This is a genomic window from Paenibacillus sp. FSL W7-1088 (assembly GCF_037969855.1).
Lineage (GTDB): Bacteria > Bacillota > Bacilli > Paenibacillales > Paenibacillaceae > Paenibacillus.
Genome location: NZ_CP150216.1, coordinates 192717 through 219461, shown reverse-complemented (window position 1 = coordinate 219461; position 26745 = coordinate 192717). Strand labels below are relative to the sequence as shown.

At 45.3% G+C, this 26745-nt stretch carries 22 protein-coding genes and 1 other RNA gene; 9 read left to right on the top strand and 14 right to left on the bottom strand.

All coding sequences use genetic code 11. The features are described 5' to 3' along the window. Window positions 1–6: 6 nt before the first annotated feature. Together MKY42_RS01050 and pdxA are read left to right on the top strand one after the other, a co-directional pair. The gene (locus MKY42_RS01050; protein WP_339848095.1) at window positions 7–1302 is read left to right on the top strand and encodes a four-carbon acid sugar kinase family protein; all 1296 of its coding nucleotides are present in this window, start codon (window positions 7–9) and stop codon (window positions 1300–1302) included. Continuing rightward, window positions 1299–2300, top strand: coding sequence for a 4-hydroxythreonine-4-phosphate dehydrogenase PdxA (gene pdxA / locus MKY42_RS01045; RefSeq protein WP_339848092.1), 1002 nt, complete (start codon window positions 1299–1301; stop codon window positions 2298–2300). Before MKY42_RS01050 ends, pdxA begins: the two co-directional genes overlap by 4 nt. Window positions 2301–2421: 121 nt before the next feature. On the opposite strand, the gene MKY42_RS01040 is transcribed toward pdxA, so the two are convergent. The 5 genes from MKY42_RS01040 to MKY42_RS01020 form a co-directional block, all read right to left on the bottom strand. Continuing rightward, complete coding sequence (locus MKY42_RS01040) at window positions 2422–3552, bottom strand: glycoside hydrolase family 88 protein (protein ID WP_339848089.1); 1131 nt, start codon at window positions 3550–3552, stop codon at window positions 2422–2424. 33 nt (window positions 3553–3585) lie between these two features. Beyond that, on the bottom strand, window positions 3586–5919 hold the full coding sequence (locus MKY42_RS01035) for a helix-turn-helix domain-containing protein (protein WP_339848086.1): 2334 nt from the start codon (window positions 5917–5919) through the stop codon (window positions 3586–3588). Window positions 5920–5968: 49 nt separating this feature from the next. Further along, complete coding sequence (locus tag MKY42_RS01030) at window positions 5969–6853, bottom strand: carbohydrate ABC transporter permease (protein WP_072735774.1); 885 nt, start codon at window positions 6851–6853, stop codon at window positions 5969–5971. 30 nt (window positions 6854–6883) lie between these two features. Beyond that, complete coding sequence (locus MKY42_RS01025; RefSeq protein ID WP_076291973.1) at window positions 6884–7810, bottom strand: ABC transporter permease subunit; 927 nt, start codon at window positions 7808–7810, stop codon at window positions 6884–6886. A gap of 81 nt (window positions 7811–7891) precedes the next feature. Further along, a complete protein-coding gene (locus MKY42_RS01020) occupies window positions 7892–9712 on the bottom strand; it encodes an extracellular solute-binding protein (RefSeq protein ID WP_339848082.1) in 1821 nt (606 codons plus the stop codon). 114 nt (window positions 9713–9826) lie between these two features. Between MKY42_RS01020 and MKY42_RS01015 the strand changes: the two genes are divergently transcribed. Then, window positions 9827–10978: a glycosyltransferase gene (locus MKY42_RS01015; RefSeq protein WP_339852652.1), complete on the top strand. Its 1152-nt coding sequence runs from the start codon at window positions 9827–9829 to the stop codon at window positions 10976–10978. Window positions 10979–11147: 169 nt separating this feature from the next. On the opposite strand, the gene MKY42_RS01010 is transcribed toward MKY42_RS01015, so the two are convergent. From MKY42_RS01010 to MKY42_RS01000, 3 genes are all read right to left on the bottom strand, one after another. Continuing rightward, window positions 11148–12002 (bottom strand): aldo/keto reductase, encoded by an 855-nt coding sequence (locus MKY42_RS01010; protein ID WP_339848079.1) that lies wholly within the window; start codon window positions 12000–12002, stop codon window positions 11148–11150. Between the two features lie 168 nt (window positions 12003–12170). Further along, window positions 12171–13421, bottom strand: a complete 1251-nt coding sequence (locus MKY42_RS01005) for a macrolide family glycosyltransferase (RefSeq protein WP_339848076.1) — start codon at window positions 13419–13421, stop codon at window positions 12171–12173. Window positions 13422–13643: 222 nt separating this feature from the next. Next, window positions 13644–14897 carry a mechanosensitive ion channel domain-containing protein gene (locus tag MKY42_RS01000; RefSeq protein ID WP_339848073.1) on the bottom strand — a complete coding sequence of 418 codons (1254 nt, stop codon included), beginning with the start codon at window positions 14895–14897 and terminating at the stop codon, window positions 13644–13646. Between the two features lie 200 nt (window positions 14898–15097). Between MKY42_RS01000 and MKY42_RS00995 the strand changes: the two genes are divergently transcribed. After that, the gene (locus MKY42_RS00995; protein ID WP_179262184.1) at window positions 15098–15820 is read left to right on the top strand and encodes a hypothetical protein; all 723 of its coding nucleotides are present in this window, start codon (window positions 15098–15100) and stop codon (window positions 15818–15820) included. An 88-nt stretch (window positions 15821–15908) separates the two neighbouring features. Here the strand turns inward: MKY42_RS00995 and MKY42_RS00990 are convergent, their stop codons facing one another. Continuing rightward, a complete protein-coding gene (locus MKY42_RS00990; protein WP_179262186.1) occupies window positions 15909–16529 on the bottom strand; it encodes a polysaccharide deacetylase family protein in 621 nt (206 codons plus the stop codon). Between the two features lie 532 nt (window positions 16530–17061). Between MKY42_RS00990 and MKY42_RS00985 the strand changes: the two genes are divergently transcribed. Continuing rightward, window positions 17062–17262 (top strand): hypothetical protein, encoded by a 201-nt coding sequence (locus tag MKY42_RS00985; RefSeq protein WP_090905006.1) that lies wholly within the window; start codon window positions 17062–17064, stop codon window positions 17260–17262. Window positions 17263–17346: 84 nt separating this feature from the next. On the opposite strand, the gene MKY42_RS00980 is transcribed toward MKY42_RS00985, so the two are convergent. Together MKY42_RS00980 and MKY42_RS00975 are read right to left on the bottom strand one after the other, a co-directional pair. Next, the gene (locus tag MKY42_RS00980; protein ID WP_090905003.1) at window positions 17347–17955 is read right to left on the bottom strand and encodes a hypothetical protein; all 609 of its coding nucleotides are present in this window, start codon (window positions 17953–17955) and stop codon (window positions 17347–17349) included. Window position 17956: 1 nt separating this feature from the next. Beyond that, window positions 17957–18451 (bottom strand): hypothetical protein, encoded by a 495-nt coding sequence (locus tag MKY42_RS00975; RefSeq protein WP_090905001.1) that lies wholly within the window; start codon window positions 18449–18451, stop codon window positions 17957–17959. 371 nt (window positions 18452–18822) lie between these two features. Between MKY42_RS00975 and MKY42_RS00970 the strand changes: the two genes are divergently transcribed. The 4 genes from MKY42_RS00970 to MKY42_RS00955 all read left to right on the top strand — a co-directional run bounded on the left by MKY42_RS00970 (window position 18823) and on the right by MKY42_RS00955 (window position 21830). After that, a complete protein-coding gene (locus tag MKY42_RS00970; RefSeq protein ID WP_090904999.1) occupies window positions 18823–19212 on the top strand; it encodes a helix-turn-helix transcriptional regulator in 390 nt (129 codons plus the stop codon). 373 nt (window positions 19213–19585) lie between these two features. Beyond that, window positions 19586–20305 carry a hypothetical protein gene (locus MKY42_RS00965; protein WP_090904997.1) on the top strand — a complete coding sequence of 240 codons (720 nt, stop codon included), beginning with the start codon at window positions 19586–19588 and terminating at the stop codon, window positions 20303–20305. Between the two features lie 164 nt (window positions 20306–20469). Then, window positions 20470–21192, top strand: coding sequence for a recombinase family protein (locus tag MKY42_RS00960; protein WP_090904995.1), 723 nt, complete (start codon window positions 20470–20472; stop codon window positions 21190–21192). Window positions 21193–21215: 23 nt separating this feature from the next. Next, window positions 21216–21830 carry a zinc ribbon domain-containing protein gene (locus tag MKY42_RS00955; RefSeq protein WP_339848065.1) on the top strand — a complete coding sequence of 205 codons (615 nt, stop codon included), beginning with the start codon at window positions 21216–21218 and terminating at the stop codon, window positions 21828–21830. A 66-nt stretch (window positions 21831–21896) separates the two neighbouring features. Here the strand turns inward: MKY42_RS00955 and ssrA are convergent. The 3 genes from ssrA to rnr form a co-directional block, all read right to left on the bottom strand. Beyond that, window positions 21897–22259: a transfer-messenger RNA gene (ssrA, locus tag MKY42_RS00950) on the bottom strand. A 676-nt stretch (window positions 22260–22935) separates the two neighbouring features. Next, window positions 22936–23418 (bottom strand): SsrA-binding protein SmpB, encoded by a 483-nt coding sequence (gene smpB, locus MKY42_RS00945; protein ID WP_024629496.1) that lies wholly within the window; start codon window positions 23416–23418, stop codon window positions 22936–22938. Window positions 23419–23598: 180 nt separating this feature from the next. After that, window positions 23599–26376, bottom strand: coding sequence for a ribonuclease R (gene rnr / locus MKY42_RS00940; RefSeq protein WP_339848061.1), 2778 nt, complete (start codon window positions 26374–26376; stop codon window positions 23599–23601). Window positions 26377–26745: the final 369 nt, after the last annotated feature.

The window sequence follows — 26745 nt, the reverse complement described above, 5'->3', positions numbered from 1 at the left end:
GACTGCATGAAATTAGCCATTATTGCAGATGATTTGACCGGCGCCAATGACAGCGGGGTGCAGCTTGCCCGTCATGGATTAAAGACAAGCGTACTATTCAACATGGACGAAGATAACATTCGTCATTACGATGCGGTCGTGTTTGATACGGATAGCCGTTCCATCACACCGGAGGATGCGTATCAGCGGGTTAGCCGCGCAGCGGAATTGCTGTTAAGGAACGGATTTGGTACCATTTTCAAAAAAATGGATTCGACCATGCGCGGAAACATCGGGATTGAGATCGACGCTTTGTACGATGTGGTCAAACCCGATTTCATGATGATTGCCCCGGGCTATCCCAAGAACAACCGCACCATTCTTAATGGCACGCATTATCTGAACGGGGTTCCACTGGCCGATACCGAGATTGCGAATGATCCTAAGACACCTGTGACCCTTTCGTATCTTCCGGATTTGCTCAAGCTCCAGACCAAGTATGAAGTGGGCGAGATTACGGTGAGTGATCTTGAATCGGGTACAGATCATATGAAGACGCAACTGGAAACCTTGAAGGCAAACGGCATTCCCTATATCCTCGTCGACTCGACAGATGAGCAGCATTTGGAGCAGGTTCTGAGTATCACCAGTGAGCTGGATTATTCATTTGCCTGGGCAGGCTCTGCAGGGATCGCGAACTACCTTCCCACTCATTACGGCTTGGGAGCCAAGTCTGCGGAATTAAACATTCCGGCAAATCCAGGTCCAATCCTCACTGTTGTAGGGAGTGTGAACAAAAACTCTCGTGAACAGCTCAAGCTGTTGCTGCAGAAAACCAACGTATCCTCCATCCCGTTCCACTCGTTCAAAGCCGTATCGGGATCGGCAGATCGTGAGCAAGAAATCGATCGGGTGTATGAGGAAGTGATGGCCAAAGCCGTGGAAGGTAATGACGTTGTTCTCTATTCAACCGCCGAACAGGTAGATATTGAACTAGCACGTGCTACGGGTGAAGTCCGAGGACTTAATCACACCGAGGTCAGCAATGAAATTGTACGAGCCATAGGTGAAATCTGTGCCAAGCTGCTGGAGAGTGGGTACTTCAAAGGTGTATCCATGACGGGCGGAGATACAGCTAAACAAATCTGTATGAAGTGGAATATCAGCGGTTTCGAGCTGCTCGATGAGCTTGAAATTGGTGTACCGATATCGAAATTTATTGGAATTGAGGATCTGCACGTGATTACCAAAGCGGGCGGATTCGGCAAGCCCGACGTCTTCATCCATGCGATTGAGAAATTAAAAGGAGGAGTTACCGTATGAAACCAACCGTAGGAATTACCATGGGCGATGCAGCAGGTATTGGACCCGAGATCATTATGAAAGCATTGGGCCATCAGGAGGTCTACAACAATTGCAATCCACTCGTCATTGGCGATGCCAAAATATTGGAGCGTGTCCTGCCTGTCATCGGATCGAGCCTGAAGGTAAATGCTATTCATGAGCCATCCGAAGCCAAGTATGAATTCGGCACTGTAGACGTTATTGACCTGGATCTCATTCCTGCCAATCTGGAGTATGGGAAAGTATCTGCCGTTGCGGGAGATGCAGCATTTCAGTTTCTGGCGAAAGCCATTGATCAAGCCAAAAAACAGCAAATCCACTCCATCTGCACGGCGCCTCTGAACAAGGAAGCCCTGCACCTGGGCGGGCACTTGTATCCAGGTCACACCGAGATTTTGGCCGATTTGACCGATACAGAGGATTTCTCCATGATGCTGACTACACCCAATCTGCGAGTAATTCACCTTACGACACATATGGGCTTGATTGATGCCATTGCGAGCATCAACCCGGAAAGAACATACACTGTGGTTAAGCTGGCTCATGATACGTTGCAAAAAGCCGGCTTCGAAAATCCACGTGTAGCTGTTTGCGGTATTAACCCACATGCAGGTGAGAACGGATTGTTCGGTAATGGTGAAGAGGAAGAAAAACTGCAGCCCGGCATCGAACGTGCGCAAAAGGAAGGCATTAACGTGGTTGGTCCACTTCCGGCGGACACGTTATTCTTCCGCGCTGGCCGTGGCGATTTTGATATCGTTGTGGCTTGTTATCACGATCAGGGACATGCCCCTATCAAAGTTATGGGTATTGAAGAAGGCGTGAACATTACGGTAGGTCTCAAAGGCGGCATTATCCGTACTTCGGTAGACCATGGAACAGCCTTTGACATCGCAGGCAAAAACATCGCCGATGATAAAAGTATGCTGGCCGCCATTCGTTCCGCCATTGAACTTGCGCCCAAAGCGCAAATTTAACAGCACGTATTCACATATAAAGATTAAAAGCAGCGATTCTGTCATCACGGAAGAATCGCTGCTTTTTCTTTTGGAGTCAAAATATTTTGATTCATCGGCAAGGAACTTGTTCATAGTCACTTTATTGACGATCGTACCAATAGCCAGGAATACCTCGTTCAAGACGCATCAACGCTTCAAGATAAAAATAATCGCCCCAGATCGTGTAATCGTCAGGTGAATCTCCACCTCTTACGGAGTAAGAACCATGCTTTAGCAGACCCTCGGCTGTGTCCGAGCCCTGCGTGGAATAATGATGAATTAAGGATCTCATGGACGATTCCGCTGCTTTCCGAAAAACCTCCTGCTCAGGATCTGCCTCATCAAGCCGTCCGGCAATTTCTAGCAGACCACAGCAAACAATGGCCGATGCAGAACTGTCCCGTTTCGTGTCAGGCATCTGCGGGGCATCAAAATCCCAGTACGCTACTTCATCCTCCGGAAGATGAGCAAGGAAATAACGGGCAAGACGTTTGGCTGTCTCCAGCAGCTCTGCACTTTGCAGATAGCGGCTGCACAGTGCAAAACCATATATCCCCCATGCCTGTCCGCGAGTCCAGGTAGAACCATCATTGTAGCCTTGATGCGTACCCCCTCGAATGGCTTCTCCGGTAGCCTGGTCAAAATAAAAGGTATGATAACTGGAGTCGTCTCCACGAACGAGGAAACGGCGGCTTTTCAGCGCATGCAGCTCGGCGACGCGGCGATACTCCTCGTTATTGGTCTGCTCATACGCCCAGAACAGCAGTGGAAGATTGAGCAGGCAATCGATAATAATTCGCCCTCCGTTATTCACATCACCTTTCCGTCCCCAGGCCTGAATCAGTCCTGCATCCTCCCGCCAACGTTTCATCAGCATATCGGCGGCTTCCAGCGTGAGTTTCCTTGCGGGCGCGTCATGCTCCACAATCCATTGTGCCTTAGAAGACAAGGAATAGAGGAAACCAATATCATGATGATCGAAAATGATTTTCTGTTCCATTCGCCGACGGAAGTTATCGACGCTATTCACTGCAGCCTCACGAAACCTCGGGTCCTGAGTATACTCCGTGCATAACCACAGGATGCCTGACCAGAACCCTGCCGTCCACTCCGTATTATCGTTAAGCACATAATGCTCATCCCCATTACTAACATGGGGAAAGCGCCCTTCAAATCGATCTATATTACGCCGGATGACAGGGAGTGCATCTTCAATAGCTTTTTTCCACATGGAACAGTTCCTCCTCTAGGCAAGTCATATTCTTCAACCCTCTTGCTGGACAAGTCTGCTATTTTGCTTATATTGGCCGGGTGTAATTCCCTCATATTTCTTGAAGACACGAATGAACGAATTGCTGTTCAGGAAACCCACCCGCTCGGATACGTCCTGGATCGTCAATTCCTCTGCCTGTAGAATTTTCTTGGATTGCTCAATTCGATATTGGTTGATGTAATCGATCACGTTGACCCCGGTCTGTTCTTTGAAGTACTTGGAGACATAGGTTGGATGAAACCGAAAGCGCTCGGATAAATGGGTTAAGCCCAGATTGACATCCCCATAACTCTCATGAATGAATTCCACCAGTTGATCCCTCAATTCCTCACTGCGGGAACGCTTGCGCTCATGCACCGTCTGGCATACCGTCTCCAGTATTCGCAGCAATTCGGACTCGATCTCCTCAAAGGTCTCACATGCAAACAATTGCCGAATCAGATCGTTGCGCTGCGTCATCTCGTTCTGGTCATCCGTCTTGATTTGTTCGGTAGCTTTCAGAAAGGTACCAATCAACTCAAACATCAGACAGCGAGCCAGTTCAACAGACAAGGGCTCTCCGGCAAAATTAGTCATGAGAATTTCATTCATCACTTCCGTGGAACGAGCATAATTGCCTGTAGCGATATAATTGATGAGCTGTCTCTCCAGATCAAGAGGGTAATACAGCTCCTCCTTGGGCCGACGAATTCGGTTCGGGTCAATAATTTGACCGATCCCCAGAATCAGCCTGTATTCCAGCGCTTCTTCCGATTCCCGGAAACAATCTGATATCTCCGTGATACGTTGATGAACATGGCTAACGCCAACAGAGAAATACACGCAGAATCGGGAGCCGATGAAACGCTGAGCTTCTTCGACTGCACGAATTAACCGATGACTGGTATGCTCCTCACACTCCCGAATATTGATCAGGAATGCGATTCTTCCATCAATGTCCGCAGAATATACATGACCGATTGAGCCGATCATCTCCTCCAGTACATTGGTCAGAATCAGGTGCACAAATTGATGCTTCTCCTCCTGGTCCTGCTCACGTACTCTGGAACGGAACAGCCCTTCAACATCCTCAATGTGCAGGAGCAATACGGCAAACGACTCCGTCTCGAACCAAATACCCGAACGTTCCAGGGTCGATGCGAACTCCTCACCCACCTGTACCCTTCCCTTCATCAACTTGGAGAGCAAACTGCTCCGTATTACGCTTTGCTGATCCTTAAGCCTGTTCGCAAATTGATCCTGCTCTTCCCAGGCTTGGATCAGAACAGATTGCAAAATGCCATATTCATCGTCCGGCTGCTCCAGTTTCCATTTGACCTTATCCGAGATAATGTTCATGATCCGTCCCAGCGGACGGTAATTCCGTCTGGTGAACCACCAGGCTGCCACCCCGCCAAGAATAAGCCCTGCGGCAATGCCTCCAAGCGTAATATCGCGGATAACCGTCAGCTTTTTGGCATAGATTCGGGTAGGTATGATGGATACATACTTCCAGTCCTGGATCTTGGAAGAAATCTGCGATATGGTCACGGATTCTCCGTTCCAATCGATCGTTTCCGTTCTTTTCCCAGCATCATCAAAAAGGTTAAGGTCCTCCCCATTCATGTAAGGGGTTTCAAGTGATCCGGTAGAAAATAACGTTTGACCGTCGTGATCCAGAATGAACACGGTGCTCTCTTTTTCCAAACGTACGTTATCAATGGCTTGCTGGAATCGGTTGGGGTCCAGGTTAACAACGAAGGTCGCAGGGCTGTCAGCGCCATTCTGAATAGGAAACGGCTGAATATAGACCAGCGTGTCTTCAATCCGTCGATCTTCACTCCGAACCTCCATCTTTCGGTACATGCTCTTACCGGAATTGTGCATAAGCCGGGTCCATGCTTCCTCGGTTACATTGGTGCCCTGATAGAACATGTCATATAGATAATTTTTTTGAATAAGTGAAGACGAGGACAACGCAATATCTGGTTGTTTGATATAAATATACAGCTCACTAATCAGGCCATTTCCGACGCGTGTAGATTTCAGGTTTTTGATCAGATCAATCCCCATGATTCTCCAGCGTGCATCCTGTTCAGATGCATGATTAATGAAGCTCATGAGTTGAGAGTCAGCCATTAATTGATTGCTAATGCTGCCAATATCACCAATTTGGTTATCAATGGTTTCCTGTACCTGAGATAACAGCACCATGTTGGAACGGTTAACTTCTTCCTCGAGCAACATGCGAGACTCGGCAAAAACAGCAGCACCGATCACAATAGGTATGAGCAGAATGACCATGTAAGAAATGCCCCAGGATAACAGGATGCTTTTTCTCTTCATGCGTCTCCTCCTCACCGTTTGTTATTTGGTATGGCTTGATAAGGCAACTCTATTCTTTGATTGCTCCGATCATAACACCTTTAACAAAGTATTTCTGCAGAAACGGATAGATGAACAATATAGGCAGGGTGGCTACCATGACGGTTGCGTATTTTACACTTTCCCCGATGGCCTCTTTGTCCATAGCGGTCGCTCCTGTGGTCATCGAGTCTGTACTGTTCTGAATCAGAATCTCTCGCAGCACCAGTTGAAGTGGAAACAGGTTCCGGTCCCGAATATACAGGATCGCACTGAACCATGAATTCCAGTGACCGACGCCATAAAAGAGAATCATCACCGCAATAACGGGCATAGACAATGGTACGACGATCCGCCACAGAATGAGCATCTCTCCTGCCCCGTCTATACGGGCCGACTCTAGTAGACTTTCCGAGATTTCCGCAAAGGAAGTTCGCATAATAATCAGATTATAGCTGCTGATCAGACCGGGTACAATCAGAGCCCAGAGGCTGTTCCCCATATGGAGCGTGTTATTGATCAACAGATAAGAGGGTATGATTCCGCCGTTAAAAAACATCGTAAACACAATCGCCAGCATAATCGGATTACGGAGCATAAAGCTTTTGCGGGATAACGTGTACGCCCCCAGAATGGTGAACAGCAGATTAAGCGCCGTGCCCACCACCACAATGAATATCGTATTCCGGTATCCGGACAGAATATTGGGGTTGCTTAGCACCAGCTTGTAGCTCTCCATTGTAATTCCTTTGGGGAAAAGCAGCAGGCCTCTATGGGCCATGAGTTGACCTGAGTCGCTAAGCGATGCATTCAGCACATGCAGCAGCGGATACAAAGTTACGATAATCAGCCCTGTCATCAGAATCGCGTTCGCACCGCCAAACAACCGCTCTCCAATGGACCTTTTCATTCGCAAAAGAAATCCCTCCCTTCACCTCGTTCTTGGTTAGAACAGTTTCGTATTGGATATCACCTTGGACAGACGGTTGGCACCGATTAGCAGCGCAAAGTTAATGACCGACTGGAAGAGACCCACCGCGGTTGTATAGCTGAATTCAGCACTTTCACTAATCCCTTTGCGGTAGACAAACGTCGAGATTACATCTGCTGTATCATACACATTCGGATTATAGAGCAGAATAATTTTCTCGAACCCAATCTCCATCAATCCTCCAATGCGGAGTATAAGGAGAATCATAATCATCGGAATGATGCCGGGAAGCGTGATATGCCACACCTGGCGAAGCCGACTCGCTCCGTCCACGTTGGCAGCATCGTAGAGCTCGGGGTTAATGCCGCTAAGCGCAGCCAAATAAATGATGCTGGAGAAGCCAAGCTCCTGCCAGATCGATGAGGCGGTATATATGGTACGAAAATTGGCCGGATCACTGAGAAGCGCACTGCTCTGACCGCCAAAATAACCAATGATGGTGTTAAACAGTCCATCCCGGGACGAGAAATCAACAATCATACCGCAGATGACAACAATGGAAATAAAGTGAGGAATGTACGAGATTGTCTGCACCGTACGTTTGAATATTTCATGTCTGAGCTCATTAAGCAGAAGAGCAAGAAGAATGGGTGCCGGAAAACCGAACAACAGCTGATAAAAGCTTAGCAAAAGAGTATTCTTCAGAATTCTCCAGAAATAATAGCTCTGAAAGAAATCACGAAAATGCTGCAATCCGACCCAATCACTGCCCCATATGCCTTTGCCCACCGAGTAGTCTTTGAACGCAATGATGGCTCCGTACATCGGCAGGTATTTGAAGACGAGAAAATATAAAACGACGGGGAGAGCCATCCAATAGATGGCTTTATTCTTTTTGTAATTGAGCCATAACAAGGAAAACTTGTGCGACAACTCCTTCATCCCCTTCCTTTTTCATTCCAAAGAGGGCGTCCAGGGCAGCAAAGCCGTAAAAAGGCTTCATTACCCTTGGACATCTCTTCCTTATCTGGCGTTATACCGATCCAGAGCAGCTTGCTGAATTTCAATAGCTCGTTTCACGTTAAACTTGTTGATCTGATCCACAAACTTGTCAAAGTTCTCTATCGGTTCAACCCCAATGACAAACTTGACGAACATCTCGTCCCGGTAAGTTCCAATATCACTCATGATTTTGCTGTACTCTGTAGATTCTTCTGTTGTCAGACTGGTCGGAGGAAGGCCTACCTTCAGCGTATTCTCGCTATATTTGGAGAACAGAACCGCTGCATCCTTCTGCTGTTGGAGCTGATAATATTGCTCGTTGTACCGGTCGTCATCCTCCCCAACGAAGGGATAGTTCGCAATAAAATGTTTGGCCATGGCTTGAGCAACCGACAGGCCGTCCGGATTTTTCAAAATCTCATCAGTATAGGTCGGGTAACCGTCCTTCATCGTGTAGGTGAGGCCCTCTACACCGAAATTTTTCAGCATATGTCCTTCTTCACTGAAGAAATAATCGAGTGCTTTGACCGTTTCCTCCGGATGTTTGTTGCTATTGGTGAGCACAACGCCGCTACTGCTCCACTCCCAGGAACGTCCGGTAAACATCGGTTCATCGCCCTTATTCAGCACCGGATATTGTGTGGCTGTCAGGTTGGCGTTCGGATCCGTTTCCTGCAGAGCGGGCAGGTAGCGGCCTACACCTCCACCGATGAAGGTGAAAAATGCACCCGCTTGACTGCTCAAAATTTTGGCGTCATATGTTTTCTGGTCATTGGTAGCAAAATCGGGATCAATCAATCCCTCCTGATACCAGCGATGGAACATGGTTAGAAATTCCTTATATTCAGGCTCAATTGGTCCATAGACTACCTTGCCATCTTTCATAAACGTATTATTAGTGATGCCATAAGCCTCCAGATATGTCGGTGCCGCTGGTCCCATCGTGGTCATTTTGGGTGGTGCACCAAACAATAGCGGCGCTGCTACGCCTTTTTTCTCTTTGAAGGCCTTGAGTACCGTCTCCCACTCCTCCAGCGTTTCCGGTTTCTCCAGCTTTAGCTCATCCAACCAATCCTGACGGATGAATGTGCCGCCGAAGGTTTTGTATTCCCCCAGACGCAGATGCGGTATTGCATAGATGTCTCCGTTGTCGGCTTTTAACTGTTTGGCAACCTCAGGATTCTCTTCCAGGATCTTTTTCAAATTGGGAGCGTATTCATCAATGAGTTCGTTCAATCGAATGATGATACCATCATTGAATAGCTTGGCGTAATCTCCATTGACAAACATGGCATCAGGCAGCTGATTCGAGGCAATCATGACATTGAACTGTTCGGTCTCGGCACCCACAGCGGGATGCTGGAATTCGATTTTGGTATTGGTTTTCTTCTCCCATTCCTTAATCGCCGTAATTTCATTCATGCTCTTGAGTGTGATGGAAGCATTGGTATTCATCGACATCCAGATTGAAATGGGGGTGGGTCCATCTCCTCCTGCTTCACCTGCACTTCCATTTCCCCCTGAACAGCCCCCAAGAATAGCAATACTCATCATTAGGCAGATTCCAATTGCCAGTCGTTTTCTCCATGACCTTTTCATCGCTTCACGTCCCCCCATTGAATGTGTATCGTGGATAAGCAGCCCTGTCATCGCTCTCCATAAAGTTACCGCTTGCCCGATATATTGGCTATCCTCCATTCTTGCCGGCATATCCAAAATTTGATATTTCCTTGTGCAGCGCAGGATTTGCACATGAATGCAAGAGATCAAGATCATAATTCCAGATTGAACGATGAGCGTGAGCACAAGAAAGAGATCGATCAAGCCCGTTTCAAAAATCATAAGGTGTTTGACCAATCGCTGCCACATATATGGAATAAACTAATATCACTTCTTAATTGAGCGTGTTCGATTTTTTCATAAGGAGCGTCCAACAACGTGAAGGAGGAAACAGGAATGGCGATCCGCTACAGCGTCATTATCCCAACCTATAATCGGGCCCATCAGTTATTGCTTACTCTGGCAGCCTTAGAGACACAAACCTATCCGAAGCACCTTTTCGAAGTCATCGTAGCTGATGACGGTTCCACTGATGGAACGAAAGAACAGATCCAGGCATTCCAGTCTTCATATCCTTTGACCTACGTATCGCAGACGGAGCAACGTGGCAGATCAGCGATCCGGAATTTGGGACTTCAGCATGCCAAAGGGCTATATGTTATCTTCTGTGATGCTGACTTTCTGGCATTACCCGAATTTATTCGAACCGTGCGTCAATATCATCGTAAAAATCCCAGAGCCGTCGTTTCGGGTTTTCCACATTCCTTTGCCGATGCTTATACCCACTACTATCCGGACTTCTCGCCCTCGGAAAAAGATCATTGCCGTTCAATCCTTACCCCTTCAAACTTATGGCGTCCTGAATTTGATGCAGCGAATGAAATCGTCCCACTGGTCACACCGGAAGATATCATTCATCAGACAGATACATTGTCCAAAGTGATTTTCCCAACCAAAATACCGCCTGGTGTCATCAAGCAATTTGCCAGCACCGATGTGGCTCCATGGATGCTGCTCGTCACGCGGTGTGTATCCATCCGCCGAAGCCTTCTAAATCGAGTTGGAGGTTTCAATGAAAGGTTTGTACTGTATGGGCTTGAAGACTGGGATCTGGGCTACAGACTGCATCGTTTGAAAGTGCCCTTCTACTGTATTAAGGAGGTCGTAGGTTATCATCAAGAACATCCTACCCATTTCCGAGGGGAAGTGCTCAATACAGAAAATCTGAAAATCATGCTCGAAACCTATGGGTTCAATGATTCCGCTCTCAATTTATTCTGCGTTGTACCACCATCAGCTGACCTCCAAACCTACAAAAAAACGCTGCGAATCTTGCGCAAAGGCTTCCGGTCCAGAACAACACGCTCTTCCGCACGATTGTTAAAGAAAACATTACGGATTGCTGCCAAACACTTCACTCTTCAAACAGATGTGGAAGCGTATAAAAGATCGCTCGCAAGAATACAGAGAAAAGCAAAAGGCAGAAAAAGTCGGGTGGCTCGCGTTTTACAGGATATGGCGCAGAGATCTAAGGAATTGGTTGAGTAGTTAGCTGTATCACTAACTTCGCCCATATTACTCCTGCTCGAATTGCATCCACTTTTTTAATACAACAAAAAAGCCTCCTATCTACATCTCTGTAGAATAGGAGGCTATGTTTCCTTTATACTCGTTTTCCCCACCATACGGTGAATCGCACGTTTTTAAATTCAGCCTTTTAAAATTCTTCGTATTCACTCGGGTCCTGATTCCAAAGTCGTCCATCTTTACGATTATAAGAAGAAATGACTTCCATTTCTTTCTCGCTCAGCTCGAAATCGAAAATGTCGATATTTTCTTGCTGGTGTTGAAGCGAGCCTGCTTTAGGAATAGGAATTGACCCAAGCTGGGTATGCCAGCGTAAAATAACCTGCGTACCCGTTTTGCCATGAGCTTCGGCAATACGAAGGATCTGCTCATCTTTTACGATATCTTGTACAGCATCATTACCACGACCAATCGGACTCCACGATTCGTTAATAATGCCATGCTGCGAATCCTTCTCTCGCTGATCTGCTTGATCAAAGAATGGATGCAGCTCAATCTGATTCAGACTTGGCGCTACTCCCGTTTCCTTAATCAGGCGATCATTATGTTCCGGAAGGAAGTTGCTAACTCCGATGGAACGGATATATCCGCGTTTTTTCGCCTCAATGAGTGCCTGCCACGCTTCCACATACATATCCTGCTTGGGATTCGGCCAGTGAATCAGATATAGATCATAATAATCCAGATCTGCTCTGTATAGAGATTCCTGGATGGCTACGATCGCCTTTTCGAAGGCATGGTAACGCCCTGGCAGTTTAGATGAAATGAGCAGGTCTTCTCTGGAAACGGAGCTCTGCTTAATGGCCTTCCCGACAGTCGCCTCGTTCTCATAGTTATACGCTGTGTCAATCAGTCGGTAACCTGCATCCATCGCGGATGCTATGGAATTGACCCCTTTTTCGCCTTTTAAGCTATAGGTACCAAAGCCAATGGCAGGTACTTTTAAGCCATCATTCAACGTATATTCCGGAATGGTATGATTCATCTGGTAAACTCTCCTTTGCGAAAGATATACTAAAACGATATGGAAAAGGTGATATGCCCTCTCGTTTATTCTACCCCTCCATACGCAGATGAATCAAATATAAGCCACCAACCCGTTATGCCGGGTGGTGGCTTTCTTGTCTAATTTTAATAAAGGCAAGTTGCCTCTTTATTCATGCGAAGAGATCGGCGTGGCCGATAACGACCGATCGCCCATAAAGTTCTGAATGGCGATAGCAGCCTGCTTGTACCCGCCAGCGTCGCGTAACGTTTTCCCAATAACCTCAGCATGTTCCTTGTAGGAGGCATTGCCGAGCACTTCTAATACCGCGTTTCTCAGTACGTCGGGTGTAAGGTTATTTTTATCCACGATGACCCCTGCTCCGAGCTCCTGCACCCGGCCTGCTACACGCGGCTGATCCGAGGTTAACGGGAGCATCACCAACGGTACATTATAATATAAAGCTTCACTTGTACTGTTCATGCCCGCATGTGTCAGAAAAGCATCCACACCCTGCAGCACTTCCAATTGTGGGAGATAAGGTCTGATGATGAAATTGTCAGGAATGAGATCAGCAATCGGCTCCAAATCAGTGTCCTTCCCTGAAGACAATATAAACTGCACAGGCAAATCACCGAAAGCTGTAAAGCACAGCTTATAAAAATCAAGATCCTTATTTAAAATGGTTCCCATCGAAATATAAACCGCCTGTTTATATACGGCATGAAGAGATTCCTTGGCAAAGGATGGTGCATCCTTACGGGGGGTAATCGACGGGCCAGTGAACACAAAGCTCTCATCCAGCTTGTCCCCCATGGGTTGAAAATAGCGGCTTGTATAAACAATCTTCAGTTGTCCTGGATGCCCTGAAAGCTCCGCCAAAGAAGGAACAGCCACATTGAACTGGGACGCTAATTGCTGGGACATCTCGATGATGTCGTTATATAGCTCCTTGACCTCCTCATCGTCATCCTTCAGTTGATTTTGATTACCTAATCCGAGAGGCTCCACAAAAACAAAAGTGGTGGTGGAGCATACTGCTGGAATACCCAGCTTTTCGCCTAAAATTTGTCCTCCCCAGCCTATTAAAGAGTCAAAAATTAAATAATCATAGGTTTCATTTTCGATCAGATTCAGGACATCCGGAATAAAGCGTTGAATAATTTTTTTCATAACCATATATAAAAATTGGTAAGGATGTTTGATTTCAAATGGCTTCATATCTGGGTTGTTGAGCAGGGTAGCCTCGTTGAAGGAGTAGGCTTTAAATTGTGCACCTAACGCTTCAATCTTCGTCCGATATTTTTCCGTACAACAGTAGACGACCTCATCGCCGTTCTCTATCAGTTCCTTGATTATTCCGAGTGTCGGATTGATATGTCCTTCTGCAGGCATCATTACAACTAATACACGTGCCACGAAATTCACCTCCATTAATTTTTAAATCTTCAAAGCGGACATTTTATTTCTAACCTCTAGATGATGCGTGAAAAGTAGAATCTGGAAATCATACCCATATGATTATACTATTAATTATTTCCATTTTTGTAAATAGTGTATATGTCACTTTTTGAACAAAAAAAGCACCTTTACGGTGCTTCCTCTGTTCATACTCATTTTGGATTAGGTAAATAACCTATCTCAATATCCTCTTGAATACTGGGGGATTTCTTTTAGTTGCACGATATCATGACCTGTTGGATTCTGGAAGGCACGAAGGCCAAATGTCGGCGCAACGGCGAAGATGTGGTCAAAGATATCGGCTTGAACCGATTCATACACACCCCAGGTGATATCATTGCTGAATGCATAGATTTCAAGTGGTAGTCCGTTATCTCCAGGTGCCAACTGTCTCACGATCAACGTCATATCCTTATGGATTTTCGGATGATTCCTCAAATATTGATGGATATATTCCCTGAATACACCCACATTCGTAAGCTGTCTACCATTCACAATGCTTTCCGTATTAATATGATGTTCTATATTGTATTCGTTAATTTCATTTAATTTTGTCTCGAGATAGTCCGTAAGATAGTGGATCTTCTGAAATTCCCCAATCATTTCCTTGGTGCAGAAGCTTATGCTGCTTGTATCAATATAGACGCTTCTTTTAATCCTTCTGCCACCGGATACCTGCATGCCTCTCCAATTTTTGAATGAATCCGAAATAAGTGCGTAGCTCGGAATCATCGTGATCGTTTTATCGAAATTCATAACCTTTACCGTGTTTAATGTAATATCGATGACGTCGCCGTCGGCATTATATTTGGGCATTTCAATCCAGTCACCAACACGCACCATGTCATTCGATGATAATTGCACGCCTGCCACCAGTCCCAATATGGAATCCTTGAAGACAAGCATCAGAACGGCTGATAACGCACCAAGTCCACTGAGAATAATCAACGGATTCTGACCAATAAGGCTCGAGATGACGATAATGCCCCCAATGATGAAAAGAATAATCTTGGCCACCTGAATGTATCCCTTAATGGGTCTGATCTTGGAGACTTCATAGGAACGATATATGGTATCAAAGGCATTAAGTAACGCATTTAATACCGTGATGGTTATGACGATCATATAAGTTAGAGCTGCCTTTTCAATCAAAGCCTGATAGGACGGGAAGATATACGCTGAATAATAGATGATAATGGCCGGTACGAGATGCGAGAGCTTGTGGAACACTTTTTTCTCCACAATGATTTTATCCCACGTGTACCGATTGTTGTTGATGATTTGGATAATAATCTTCAGCACGATTTTTTTGGCTATAAAATTGGCCAGTATGGAGACCACAGCTATAAATACCACCATGATCAAATTCGAAAGATATCCAATGGTTTGTTCACTCATGCCCGTTCCGTCTAGTTGATTTTTGATAAAGTCCATTGTATCCTCCTGACGCGGTTTATATTAACTTATTATTATAAATTACATTCTAGTACGAAGTAAAATTTCAAAAAAATACAGTAATCAGTTGATGGGGTAAAGGGCATATGCACCCTCACGAGTATCACGTCACACAAATGGGCTAATGTGCATAGACTGGGCTAAATATAAACCAGATCCTTGCATTGGAGATGTGAACATTGAGTAATCCCAAAAATAAAGTTAAGACTCAGCCTATTGCCATGAAAAAGCTTTCCCCCGTAAGCATGGTAACGGAGCTTCCACCCGTCCGCGGTAATTTAAGAACCTCTTCCTCAAGTCCAACTAAGGCCATTCATAATGAAAAGGATACAACATCCGCTATCGATGCATGTGTAGACCGCGCTTTTCGTATTCCTATATTTTTGAGTACAACCAACACGGTAAATGACCTGCAAGAGCAATTTCTGACCCGTCTGATTAGGGAAATTGAAGATGCATTGCTCTTTCCCCGCACATTGCCCGTTAGTGAACAATACCCGGAAAACATTCTAACGAATATACGACGCCTGGTTTTTTCAAGCTATGGATTACTCGCAATCAACTTCCGCAGATTTTATGTTCAAATTCTTGATTCCAATGTAGGAGAGCCACCAACGACCACTCCGTTCTGGGAAGGATCGACCTTTTCTCAAATCGAGCCTGCCATGGCCTTTCAATTCGGCATTCCAATCTTATTAGTGAGGGAGAAGGGAACGGACGTCAGTAATGGAATTTGGGCCGGAGGAATCACACCTCTCAACATATTTGTTGACTGGGATTCCGACAACCAATCCGTAGACGATTTCTTTAACAGTGTTCAATGGAGAGAAGTCTTTGCTTATTGGGCTGCAGAGGTAAGGGGTAACTATTTGCTTCGCACGGAGCCATTGTTCAATAATTAAACTTCTGGGCTGATGGATACTGGACAAGAAAGAGGACCCTATCATTCCAATGAATGATGGGCCCAATCTACAATACTCTGTTTAACGATTAGTAAGAAAATCTCAACAATTCACTTACCGTGACCAATCGGTACCCTTCCGCGACAAGTTCATCCACCAATACTCGAACCGCCTCCACTGTCTCGGAACGATCCCCGTACCCGTCATGGAAAATTAACACGCTCCCGGGTTTCACCGCAGACCGGGTATGCTCCAGAATGTGCTCAACGCCGGGATTGTCCCAATCCTTCGCATCACCGTTTACCGCACCAATCGTTTGATATCCGCGCTCCGCCGCCAGAGACAGAATGTCATCGTTTACGCCAAAATACGGCGGGCGGAAGCAGCGGGTAGTTTGCCCCGTAATTTCTTGAACCAGACTTTCTGCACGTTGCAGTTCCTCTCCAGCTGCCTTCAGCGTCAGCTTTGTCAGGTCCGGATGCGTGTACGTATGGTTTCCAATCTCATGCCCTTCACGGTGCACCTCCGCCGCAATCTCCGGGTGAGCCTCCATCTCTTTGCCGATCATGAAAAACGTCGCCTGCCCACTCGCACGGCGGAATATCTCAAGCACTTGACGTGTATAGACTGGATGAGGCCCATCATCAAACGTGAACGCCACAACCTTTTCCCTAACAGATACCTGCTCTACCAACGCGATATTAACCATAAAGCAATGACCCCTCTCTGCAACTGCTACGTTCTCCCTTATTATTCCATGACTATATGCTCCGGTCTAGTCCAGAGATCACAATATGCAATTGGAATAGGATGGCGATCAGTGCCACGATTCGAGCATCAGGATTCCATTGCATAAGCTGTCTAGCAAAGGTAAACCATCCTCCAACTCTGCCAAAGTCGGCGTCAATTCGTCATCATGCTTTCAGAAGATTGCCAAGGATGCAGGGGATAGTTATTCCAAAATATGAAGTCCGTTGGCTTTCACCTTGAACTAGATAACACTTTGCCCCATATGATGGATGCTGTCAGTTCTGCAATCCGTATAGCGCCTTACTCCTGTTTTAAGTGATTATATCATAAAATGAAAAGCCACCATCCAGATCACTGGGTGGTGACTTTTGCTTACTCTAATAGAGGCGAGGGGCATCGCCCCCCATTTGGTACTTAATATTATCGATACTTGTAAGACTGGAATAATTGATGTAAGATGTGGGAAATTATCGACAAACGGAGGTATGTTGATGCATCCAAATCGAGAACAACTCCAAGATATTCTGATGCGTGCCAATCAACATGCACGTAAACAAGCGAGAGAATTAGGTGCATCAATTTACTATATAAAGGACAACACACGAATTCGTGAAGATGCTGAAGGAAACATGTTCGAGATCTCTTTTAATTCAGAAGGTAATCGATTAGAGGTTCGTTTTGATAAGTGGTAGAAGAAGTAGAAAGAGACCAGTCAATTGATCCAGTCTCTTTTCTTATATATGTGTGCATGTCTCATATATACCAGCTTTAAACACTTATACAAACAGGTCAACAACGTTGCGGATAATCTCCTCCTTTTTATATGCAAAGTCATTGATACTTGAGAAATATAACTTGTTTGAATTCATAGGAGTTACCATAACAGGCTGTTTAAATAACAGCATGACATAAAGTGAATTATCGGCACCAACCTTAATGTCCTTGTCAAAAAGTCCTTCCCATATCTGCTCAGCCATTTCTGGCATAAATAGATCAGAGTATCTCTCCATGTATGTTTTAACACCGTACTCAGACCACCACCACAAGGAAAAAGTCTTCCATACTCTTTCAGATGTATGAAAAACTGAATCCTCTCGAAACAAACGTTTAAAACAATCTCTAAAATGGATCGTTTTAAACGGGTTATCCATATACTGTTGTTGCTCATACTCCTTTACAATTTCATCCCAACTTGTGCTCAAGTTTTCTTTAAAACTCTCATATTCCAGTAATTCCTGTTCGTTTGAAATTAAGTACTTCCCCGGGAAGATTTCTTTTTCTCCATGGTAGCATTCATAAATATTTTCTATATATAAAAGAAAATTTAAGTCCATAGGGCAGAGGTTACTTATGTTCAACTTCTTATGATTACGTGAATGTGCCATATCAGACATTTAATCCTATAACACATGGCGGTACGTACCAACTAAAGAGCTGAGAAGCATCTCTTGCTGAGCCAATTATGGAGACACTGTACTCACCTTTTGGTAAACCTAAACTTACAGTATCATAAGGTGTGGGGAGACCATTTATATATCTTGATATTACCAGTGTACCTGTAAAAAAGTGTACTGTAGAGAATCGAGGATTAACCTCCCATCTGACCGCACCACCAAGGCCAAATGCTGGCTCTATACGAGCATATCCTCCGTCTCCAGAACAAGTACTCAGTGGTCCAACCTCACCGTCAACTGATTGGAGCGCTAAATCATCATCCACACAGACATAATCGCCTTCGACAGTAATACTTTTAGGAAGTGATTCAAAATCTTGTGTGATCTCTACCTCTGGTACTACTTCATTAACTTTACCATCATGCGCAAAAGCATTAAGTGGAAGGGTGAACAGAAAAACAAGTAGCAGCAAAACAATTTTTTTCATCTTTTGTCCTCCCCTTATTTTTTCATCACCCTTACTATATTACTATTATTTTCTATATTATCAATACTATGTTTGTAAAGATTTCTTAGGATTTTTCAAGTTTTTATCAATACTGATTAATAGTATTTATAGTACTTCAACCTTTACAACTTCGCGCTGATAATCTTATTTCTTCTCTGCTGGTATCGCCTCGAAGCTCTATGAGTCGCTTAGCAATCAATTGTTTCATAGTTGTTGGCCCCACCTTCCAAAAACACATTTCGTGTTGTTGACCTTATTATGTTGAATACATTTCGTGGTGTCAACACGTTTTGTGTTTCTGAATATTTTTTAACACGTATTGTGTTAATATTATGAATGGGTGATAATTGATGGCCACTTTTGGGCAAAAGTTACGTGCAATTCGCACGGGAAATAATCTAACGCAAAAAGACCTTGCTACAATATTCAAGGTCAGTGAAAGCGCGATTGGTATGTATGAAAGAGACGAACGGGAACCGTCATTCAAATTTATTAATGATGCTGCAGACCGTTTTGAGGTAACCACAGATTACTTACTAGGAAGAACTAGTGATACAAATCAAGGTACATCTAAGGTTATTTCAAAAGGAGTAAAAGAATTTCTTAGTGCAATTGAATTAGCTGACGATGAAGCAATTTTGAAGCTAAAAGGAATGTTGCGCCACGAAGGTAATGAGTTATCAGATGATGCTATAAGAGAAATTATTTCTTATGCTCGTTACAAAGCAAATCAAGAATAATGTCTGGTAGTTCAAATCGGAGTTCTTCAAAAATGTCCTTAACTTCGTATTCTTCTGTTTTCTCTTGGTCCATGCTGCCACTTCCGTTCCTGTTTCTTGATAAAAAATAGAACAATTGTTCCTATTTAATTCTAACATGTGCTCCTATGATTGGTAAATCCTCAGCAGTTATTTCTTATAATTATATATGTGGATCAGCACAGGAACGCTCACACTGGAGTAAAGAGTTACATCTGAAGAACGGCTGCATCAAAACAACATCTTACCATCATCTCGTAAATCGTCTTTACGAAGTGATGTTTACATATATAACACCTAATGTACGAGCAAATTCCCCAACCGATGGGACAGAGAAAAGAGAAGGTATAGAAAGATGAAAAAAATAGCTTTATTTACTATGGTTTTTGCACTTGTAGCAGTATTATCAGCATGCGGAGATACAAAGGAGAATTCTTCTTCGCAAGCCAGCCAAACAGAAACCAAACAAAAAGAAATTGAAGCAGAAAACCAAAAACTAAAAGAAGAAGCTGAAGCTTTGAAAAAAGAGTTGGCTGAAAAAGAAGCTTCCGAAGTTGAAACTGCAGCTACTGAGGTGAACACAGAAACGCAAGAACCAGAAACTAAAAGTGCTGTTACCGCGGAAATGATGAGTGTAGTTGTTCCTAATCTTGTAGAGGGTGGCGCTGTTGACCAAAAAACCTACGATTATTTGGTAAAACATGCTGATCTCTTTCCAGCTGTAACTGCTGAAACAAAAAAAGCTGCAACCAAGGAAGTAGATAGCAAAATCACTTCGAAGCACCTCTTTAAAAATATTACCCCTTACCTTGATAAGATGGTAAAAGTAACTGGTACCGTTGTGCAAGTACAAGAAGAAGAAACAGATTTCGGCACTGTAGCGTCTATACATATCATGGACGAATCCGGTAACTCCTTAATCGGTTATTATAATAATTCAACAGGAGATATTCTCGACGGTGATGATGTGACAATGCGCGGAGTTCCTACAGCAGTCTATTCTTTTGACAATATAAGTGGTGGAACTACGAATGCTATTATGTTGGCCGTTTCTACAGTTCAAAAAGTCCAATAATAAACTAACAGCAGATAAGCCCTACGGGGCTTTTCTTTCGCACAAATAACCGAACATACATTCCTAAAAGGAGCGAGTAAAATGAAGGCGGCCCTATACATCCGCGTCAGTACCGACCGACAAAACGAGGAAGGATTCTCGATGGAGGCTCAACATGATCTCTTATGGAACTACTGGAGAAGAAAGGAATGGAGTTATACCGCGTTTACTCCGATCCAGGAATCAGTGGTAGAACGATTAAAAAGCGCCCTGGTATTCAAAGGCTTATAGAAGATATGAAAGCTGGAAAGTTCGATGCTGTATTGATTCATAAGTTGGATCGACTCAGCCGCAACCTGGGAGACTTGTATGACTTTATTGCCATGATCAACAAGCTTAATAAGCGTTTCGTTGTGGCATCTTTGGGGAGCGAGGAAATAGACACACAATCTCCAATGGGGAAAGCTTTCCTGTACTTTAACGGAATTTTTGCTGAAATTTATTCGGATAACCTTCGGGAGGAAACCTTAAAGGGATTTACAAAGAAAATGGAGAACGGTGGGCTGCATATGTCCAAGGCTCCTCTCGGGTATGATATCGAATTGATCGATGGAGAGCGTAAGCTGATAGTAAATGAATACGAAGCAGGACTGATTAAAGAAGTATTCCGGCTGTACCTTGCTGGCAAAGGGGTTGTGTCCATAGCGAAACATATGAATGGGCACAGTCGTGGAAAAGAAGGTGGAGTATGGGACAGCAAGTATGTAAGGATCTTACTGCAGAACCATACTTACACCGGTCATAATCACTTCAAGCCGGTACTGTGGGAAGAATCCAAAAGAATCATCAAACCTGGGGAACATGAAGCAATTATTTCTATGGAGGATTTCCTGAATGTACGTAGATGATGGAGCGACGTGGAGAGAATCACATGAGCAAACATAGTTATGATTATCCGTATGGAGGAATTGTTAAATGGGGGGCATGTGGGGCAACATACATTGGTAATGCGTCAAGACAGACACTCGTAGATGGAACCGTACGAGTATATAGGAGTTACCGCTGCCGAAATCAGTATTCAAACAAAACTTGTGATGCTCCAGGGATTTCAGAACATCACCTTCAGCAGCTCGTCTTCGAGGGACTGCAGATCACCAATAAAAAACTTCAGGACAAAAAAACGAGCGCTCAGGCTAAGAATGATCAACGCATGCTGCAAAAAGAAATAGAAGTGTCGAATCGCCGGCGAAAGAACTGGATGCTTGCCCTGGGAGACGGTAAACTCTCTGCTGATGATTATGCTGGGCTGATCGATGAGGAAGAAGCAAGAATGAAGGCAATCACTGCTCAATATGAAGAAAAAGAGGATTATTACATCAACGAGCTGTCTACAGAAGAGATTAAAGACATGATGGCCAACTTAAAAGATAACTGGGTACTGATCGAGCCTGAGACGCAAAAGCTGCTTGTGCAATCCATGTTCCGTCAGATTGTAATAAAAAAAGAATCAGACAAGTGGGGCATCCTTCAAATGCTCACCGTCTGATTCTTTTTTTCCTTGGAGATTTTCTCTAAACGCCTTCAACATAGTACTTACTCATTAAGTACCATCTTGGAGGCGAGGGGAGTCGAACCCCTGTCCGAAGATAACGACACATAAGCTTCTACGGGTGTAGTCACAGTTTTGATGTCACCCGAGTATCGCCCCGTAACCGGCTATACGTTGGGTCAGCCTGATTGTCTTCTTCAGCACACCCCAGGCGGAGATGTGACAGCGTATCCCACTACTTGTTAGCCCCTAATCCTGTCACATGGGCGATGCAGGTTAGAAGCACGCACACAGTTTCTTAGGCTGCGAAAGCGTAGTTTGTTTGTTGTTTGCCGTTTAATAGGCTTTAGCGTTGATGAAGTGGACGCGTCCCCACTACCCGCTACCCATGCTCGAACTATCCCCGTCGAATCCATAAACGCCCCCTCATATAAGAAGGGCTCCAGGATTAATCCGTGAATACGGAGCAAAGGTGCTGCACATCTTTTTCCTCCAAGGTAAAAAGATGCTTCTTTCAAACTCGGCATTCCTGTCTGATACAAGAACATCATAACACAGGAACAACCACCGATATAGTACAGATTGCTGGAAGACGTTCCAGCAGGCTGAGCAACTGTGCAAGTTTAACCAACACACATATGAGGCTCAAGCGTCTACATATTATACCGCGTCCCTCAAGGGAAGTAAAGTTGAGTACCGAAGTGCAGACAATTCATGAACATGAACAACTTTTCTTAACTATCTTACCCACGATCCCAATAAACTACGCAGCCATCTGCGAACTAACTCCATCAACCTTTCCAAATAATCATACAACTTTACCTGTACTCACACTAACCATCTTATTAGACAGGGTACCTAGTAACAACTGGTGTATCTCATATCATAACCGGCACAATAATCTGACAGACTTGGCTGCACGGCAGGTTAGTATGATCCGTTAAACTCATTATACCGCTTCCCCTTAACAAGGAACCTCTAATCAAAACAAAAAATCCCAAGCTCCACCCAACTACGGGTAAAACCTGAGATCCTAATTTCTAACATAACCTGCTTATCACTAACTAACATACCATGTGCAAATCAACACATAGCAACCGAATCAACGAGCTACCTTCTGCTTCTCGCGCAGTACCCGTTGAATATCACGTTGTGCATCGCGTTTTGCAGCAGACTCCCGTTTATCGTACTGCTTCTTACCTTTACCCAGTCCGAGCAATAGCTTCGCATACCCGTTACGAATATAGATCTTCAGCGGCACAATGCTGTATCCGTCCTGCTTCGACAGCCCAAGCAGCTTGTGAATCTGCACTTTATGCATCAACAACTTGCGCGTACGTGTTGGATCAATTGGATTATGACGGTTCCCTTGTTCAAAAGGACTAATATGCATATTGTGAATATGAATCTCACCGTTCCGAATCGTGGCAAATGCATCGCCAATATTCGCACGGCCGTTACGAAGAGATTTGATCTCCGTTCCGGTAAGCACCATGCCCGCTTCATACGTATCTTCAATGAAGTAGTCATGGGAAGCCTTTTTATTCTGTGCAAGCACTTTACTCTGTCCATCATTCTTGCCCATGTCCTCACTCCTTCTCCGTAAAATAAGCCGGTACCTATGCTCTACAGCAGCGCACCACACATTTCCTCAGGTACCACATGCCAGACCTTAATTGTAGCAAGGACCGCTGTTAAAATCAAGAAAGAGGCGGTCTGCGCCGCCCCTTCTCATTACACTCATTTCATGTTCAGCGAAACGCGTTTACTTTTTCTTCTTCCGTACAAAAGCCGCCGTTCCGTTGGCAGGTGCACCTTTATTCTTTTTGCGCTTACGGCGTGGTGCTCCACCTTCCTGAACACCGCCTGGTGTAGCTCCTTCTCCGATAAACACACCGCTAGGTGAGGTGTTTTTGCGTCCACTACCGCCTTTGCCACCTTTACCTCCGCCTTTACCGGATTTGAAGCTACCTTCACCGCGACTGCTGCCGCTGTTCAGAGCATTCCCTTGTCCACTAGCTGAAGTGCCTTCCTGGCCACCCGCGGTAGAGCTATAACCACCTTTGCCCGAGCCAAAACCAAAGCTTACAGCTCCCTTGCTCCGGCCAGCTGATCCGCCAGTATCTCCAGCACGACGCTCCCCTCTTGGTTTGCCGCCACCTTTGCCACCTGCGTTTCCTGCTGAGTTCGAAGCTCCGCTACGACCGCCTCGACCGCCTTTGCTGCTCTCATCGGCAGATCTGCCACCACGGTTGCCTCCAGCACCAGTAGGGGTGCCTTTACCACCACGCGAGCCACTGAATCCACCAGAACCACTCTTCGCACCGCCGCGTCCTCCGCCACCAGCAGGACGTCCACCTTTACCGCCACGTCCACCATTGAAGCCACCTGGACGTTCGCCGCGAGGTTTCATGTCGACCATTTCAAAGTCAATTGTGTACTCCTCCATGCTCACACGCGCTACACGAATCTTCACTTCATCACCGATGCGGAAGACTTTGGAGGTGCGTTCGCCAATCAAAGCCATATGTTGATCATCAAAATGGTAATAGTCGTCTGTGAGCGCACTCAGGCGAATCAGACCTTCTACCGTATTTTCCAGTTCAATGAACATACCGAAGCTGGTAACACTGCTGATCATGCCTTCGAACTCTTCACCGACTTTATCAAGCATATACTCGGCTTTTTTCATTTTCTCCGTATCCCGCTCAGCTTCCACCGCCACACGCTCACGTTCCGAAGACTGCTGCGCAATATCGGCCATACGTGCTGCCAAATACTCCTGACGGTTCTCGGGCAAAGCCCCGTTGTTCTCAATCACTTCCCGAATAACACGGTGAATGACGAGATCGGGATAACGACGTATTGGAGACGTGAAGTGACTGTAGAACTCTGCTGCCAGACCAAAGTGACCGGACATCTCAGAATCATACTTCGCCTGTTTCATGGAACGCAACATCATTGTACTGATAACCGTCTGTTCCTTTGTTCCGTTAATATCCTCAAGCAGGGATTGAAGCGCCCGTGGATGAATCGTGTTGCCACGTCCTTTGACGTGGTGTCCGAAATTCGCCGCAAAGGCGAGAAAATTTTGCAGTTTTTCCTGATCTGGATCTTCATGCACACGATAGATGAACGGAACCTTCAACCAGTGGAAATGCTCTGCTACCGTTTCATTAGCTGCCAGCATGAATTCCTCAATGATTTGCTCCGCAATCGAACGCTCCCGTTTCACGATATCGACTGGTTTGCATTCTTCATCCACAATGATTTTGGATTCTTCAAAATCAAAGTCAACCGCACCGCGGCGCATACGCATCGCACGAAGCTTCAAGGCAATCTCTTTCATCAAGTGGAAATCATCCACCAGATCCTTATAACGCTCGAGCAATTCAGGCTCTTCACCTTCAAGAATTTTGCGAACGTTGGAATACGTCATCCGCTCTTTGGTCTTGATCACACTTGTGAAAATGTCGTGTTTCACAACCTTCATCTGGTCGTTGAACTCCATCTCACAAGAAAGGGTCAAGCGGTCTACCTGTGGGTTCAAACTACAGATCCCGTTGGACAACCGTTGCGGAAGCATCGGAATAACACGGTCCACCAGATACACGCTGCATCCGCGGTTGTAAGCCTCCTGATCCAGCTTGGAGTTCTCCTGCACATAATAGCCTACATCGGCAATATGAACACCCAGACGATAGTTACCGTTAGGCAGTTTCTCTACATTGACAGCGTCATCGAGATCCTTCGCGTCTTCGCCATCAATCGTAACGATATTCAATCCACGCAGATCGCGGCGACCTTGCTGGATAATTTCTTCTTCCGTAATGGCATCAGGCGCCTTTTCGGCTTCTTCCACCACTTCATCCGGGAAGGCTTCTGGCAGCTGATGTTTACGGATCACGGACAAAATATCAATACCCGGTTCATCCTTATGACCGAGGATCTCGATCACTTCACCTTCTGCTGCTGCCCGGCCCTCTGGATAGCTGACGATTTTGGCAACCACCTTTTGCCCATCTACAGCTCCATTAAAGTTCGTACGCGGGATGAAGATATCCCGGTTAATCCGCTTGTCGTCCGGAATGACGAAGCCATAAACCTCGTGGCTTTGGAATACACCAACCACTTGCGTGACCGCACGGGTAACAATACGGACGATCTCACCTTCCAAGCGACCGCCAGAAGGGCCTTGGGACGTGACTTTAACCAATACCGTGTCACCATTCATCGCGCTTTTCATATCATTGGCATGGATGTACACATCCGGGTGCTCCCGATCCTCAGGGATGAGGAAAGCAAACCCTTTCGCATGAGCCTGCAAACGTCCGCGCACCAAATCCATACGTTCTGGCATACCATAGCGGTTATTGCGGGTCAGCAGGACTTTACCGGATTCCTCCAACGTATTAAGCATAATTAAAAAGGCTTTGAAATCAGCTGCGTCTTCGATCTCGAAGTGCTGTTCCAGTTCCTGATAAGTCATCGGTTTATAAGCGGTCTCCCGCATGAAGTCGAGCAATTGTTGTTCTGTTATCATTAATATTCACCTCGGGAAACATAAAAGTGTAATCTTGTCTCATCTCTCTATGTATCAGTAACCTTACAGATGTAAAAGCCCTTTACCGCAGGCCACACTATCTCATACCCTAGTATACACGAATTCAATCCGGCGCATCCGTACCCTGCAAAATAAACCAAGCATGCATGGCCCCTTGCATAACCGCGCTTTCATGCATCATAACTGCATTTATGCTACATGTGTTTTGCTCTCGAAAAGACAGAAAAGAATCGGCCCAGAACAGGGCGAATATGTAGGAAGGTAACCGTACAGAAGTGAGAAGAAATCGAAGATCAGAATCATGTGGTTCATTGGAAAAGACTGGTCATGGATGAATTTATTAAAAAA

Coding starts and splice junctions, on each gene's coding strand:
- MKY42_RS01050 (WP_339848095.1), top strand. CDS start 7: ATGAAATTAGCCATTATTGCAGATGATTTGACCGGCGCCAATGACAGC.
- pdxA (WP_339848092.1), top strand. CDS start 1,299: ATGAAACCAACCGTAGGAATTACCATGGGCGATGCAGCAGGTATTGGA.
- MKY42_RS01040 (WP_339848089.1), bottom strand. CDS start 3,552: ATGTGGAAAAAAGCTATTGAAGATGCACTCCCTGTCATCCGGCGTAAT.
- MKY42_RS01035 (WP_339848086.1), bottom strand. CDS start 5,919: ATGAAGAGAAAAAGCATCCTGTTATCCTGGGGCATTTCTTACATGGTC.
- MKY42_RS01025 (WP_076291973.1), bottom strand. CDS start 7,810: ATGAAGGAGTTGTCGCACAAGTTTTCCTTGTTATGGCTCAATTACAAA.
- MKY42_RS01020 (WP_339848082.1), bottom strand. CDS start 9,712: ATGATTTTTGAAACGGGCTTGATCGATCTCTTTCTTGTGCTCACGCTC.
- MKY42_RS01015 (WP_339852652.1), top strand. CDS start 9,827: ATGGCGATCCGCTACAGCGTCATTATCCCAACCTATAATCGGGCCCAT.
- MKY42_RS01010 (WP_339848079.1), bottom strand. CDS start 12,002: ATGAATCATACCATTCCGGAATATACGTTGAATGATGGCTTAAAAGTA.
- MKY42_RS01000 (WP_339848073.1), bottom strand. CDS start 14,897: ATGGACTTTATCAAAAATCAACTAGACGGAACGGGCATGAGTGAACAA.
- MKY42_RS00990 (WP_179262186.1), bottom strand. CDS start 16,529: ATGGTTAATATCGCGTTGGTAGAGCAGGTATCTGTTAGGGAAAAGGTT.
- MKY42_RS00985 (WP_090905006.1), top strand. CDS start 17,062: ATGCATCCAAATCGAGAACAACTCCAAGATATTCTGATGCGTGCCAAT.
- MKY42_RS00980 (WP_090905003.1), bottom strand. CDS start 17,955: ATGGCACATTCACGTAATCATAAGAAGTTGAACATAAGTAACCTCTGC.
- MKY42_RS00975 (WP_090905001.1), bottom strand. CDS start 18,451: ATGAAAAAAATTGTTTTGCTGCTACTTGTTTTTCTGTTCACCCTTCCA.
- MKY42_RS00970 (WP_090904999.1), top strand. CDS start 18,823: ATGGCCACTTTTGGGCAAAAGTTACGTGCAATTCGCACGGGAAATAAT.
- MKY42_RS00965 (WP_090904997.1), top strand. CDS start 19,586: ATGAAAAAAATAGCTTTATTTACTATGGTTTTTGCACTTGTAGCAGTA.
- MKY42_RS00960 (WP_090904995.1), top strand. CDS start 20,470: ATGGAACTACTGGAGAAGAAAGGAATGGAGTTATACCGCGTTTACTCC.
- MKY42_RS00955 (WP_339848065.1), top strand. CDS start 21,216: ATGAGCAAACATAGTTATGATTATCCGTATGGAGGAATTGTTAAATGG.
- smpB (WP_024629496.1), bottom strand. CDS start 23,418: ATGGGCAAGAATGATGGACAGAGTAAAGTGCTTGCACAGAATAAAAAG.
- rnr (WP_339848061.1), bottom strand. CDS start 26,376: ATGATAACAGAACAACAATTGCTCGACTTCATGCGGGAGACCGCTTAT.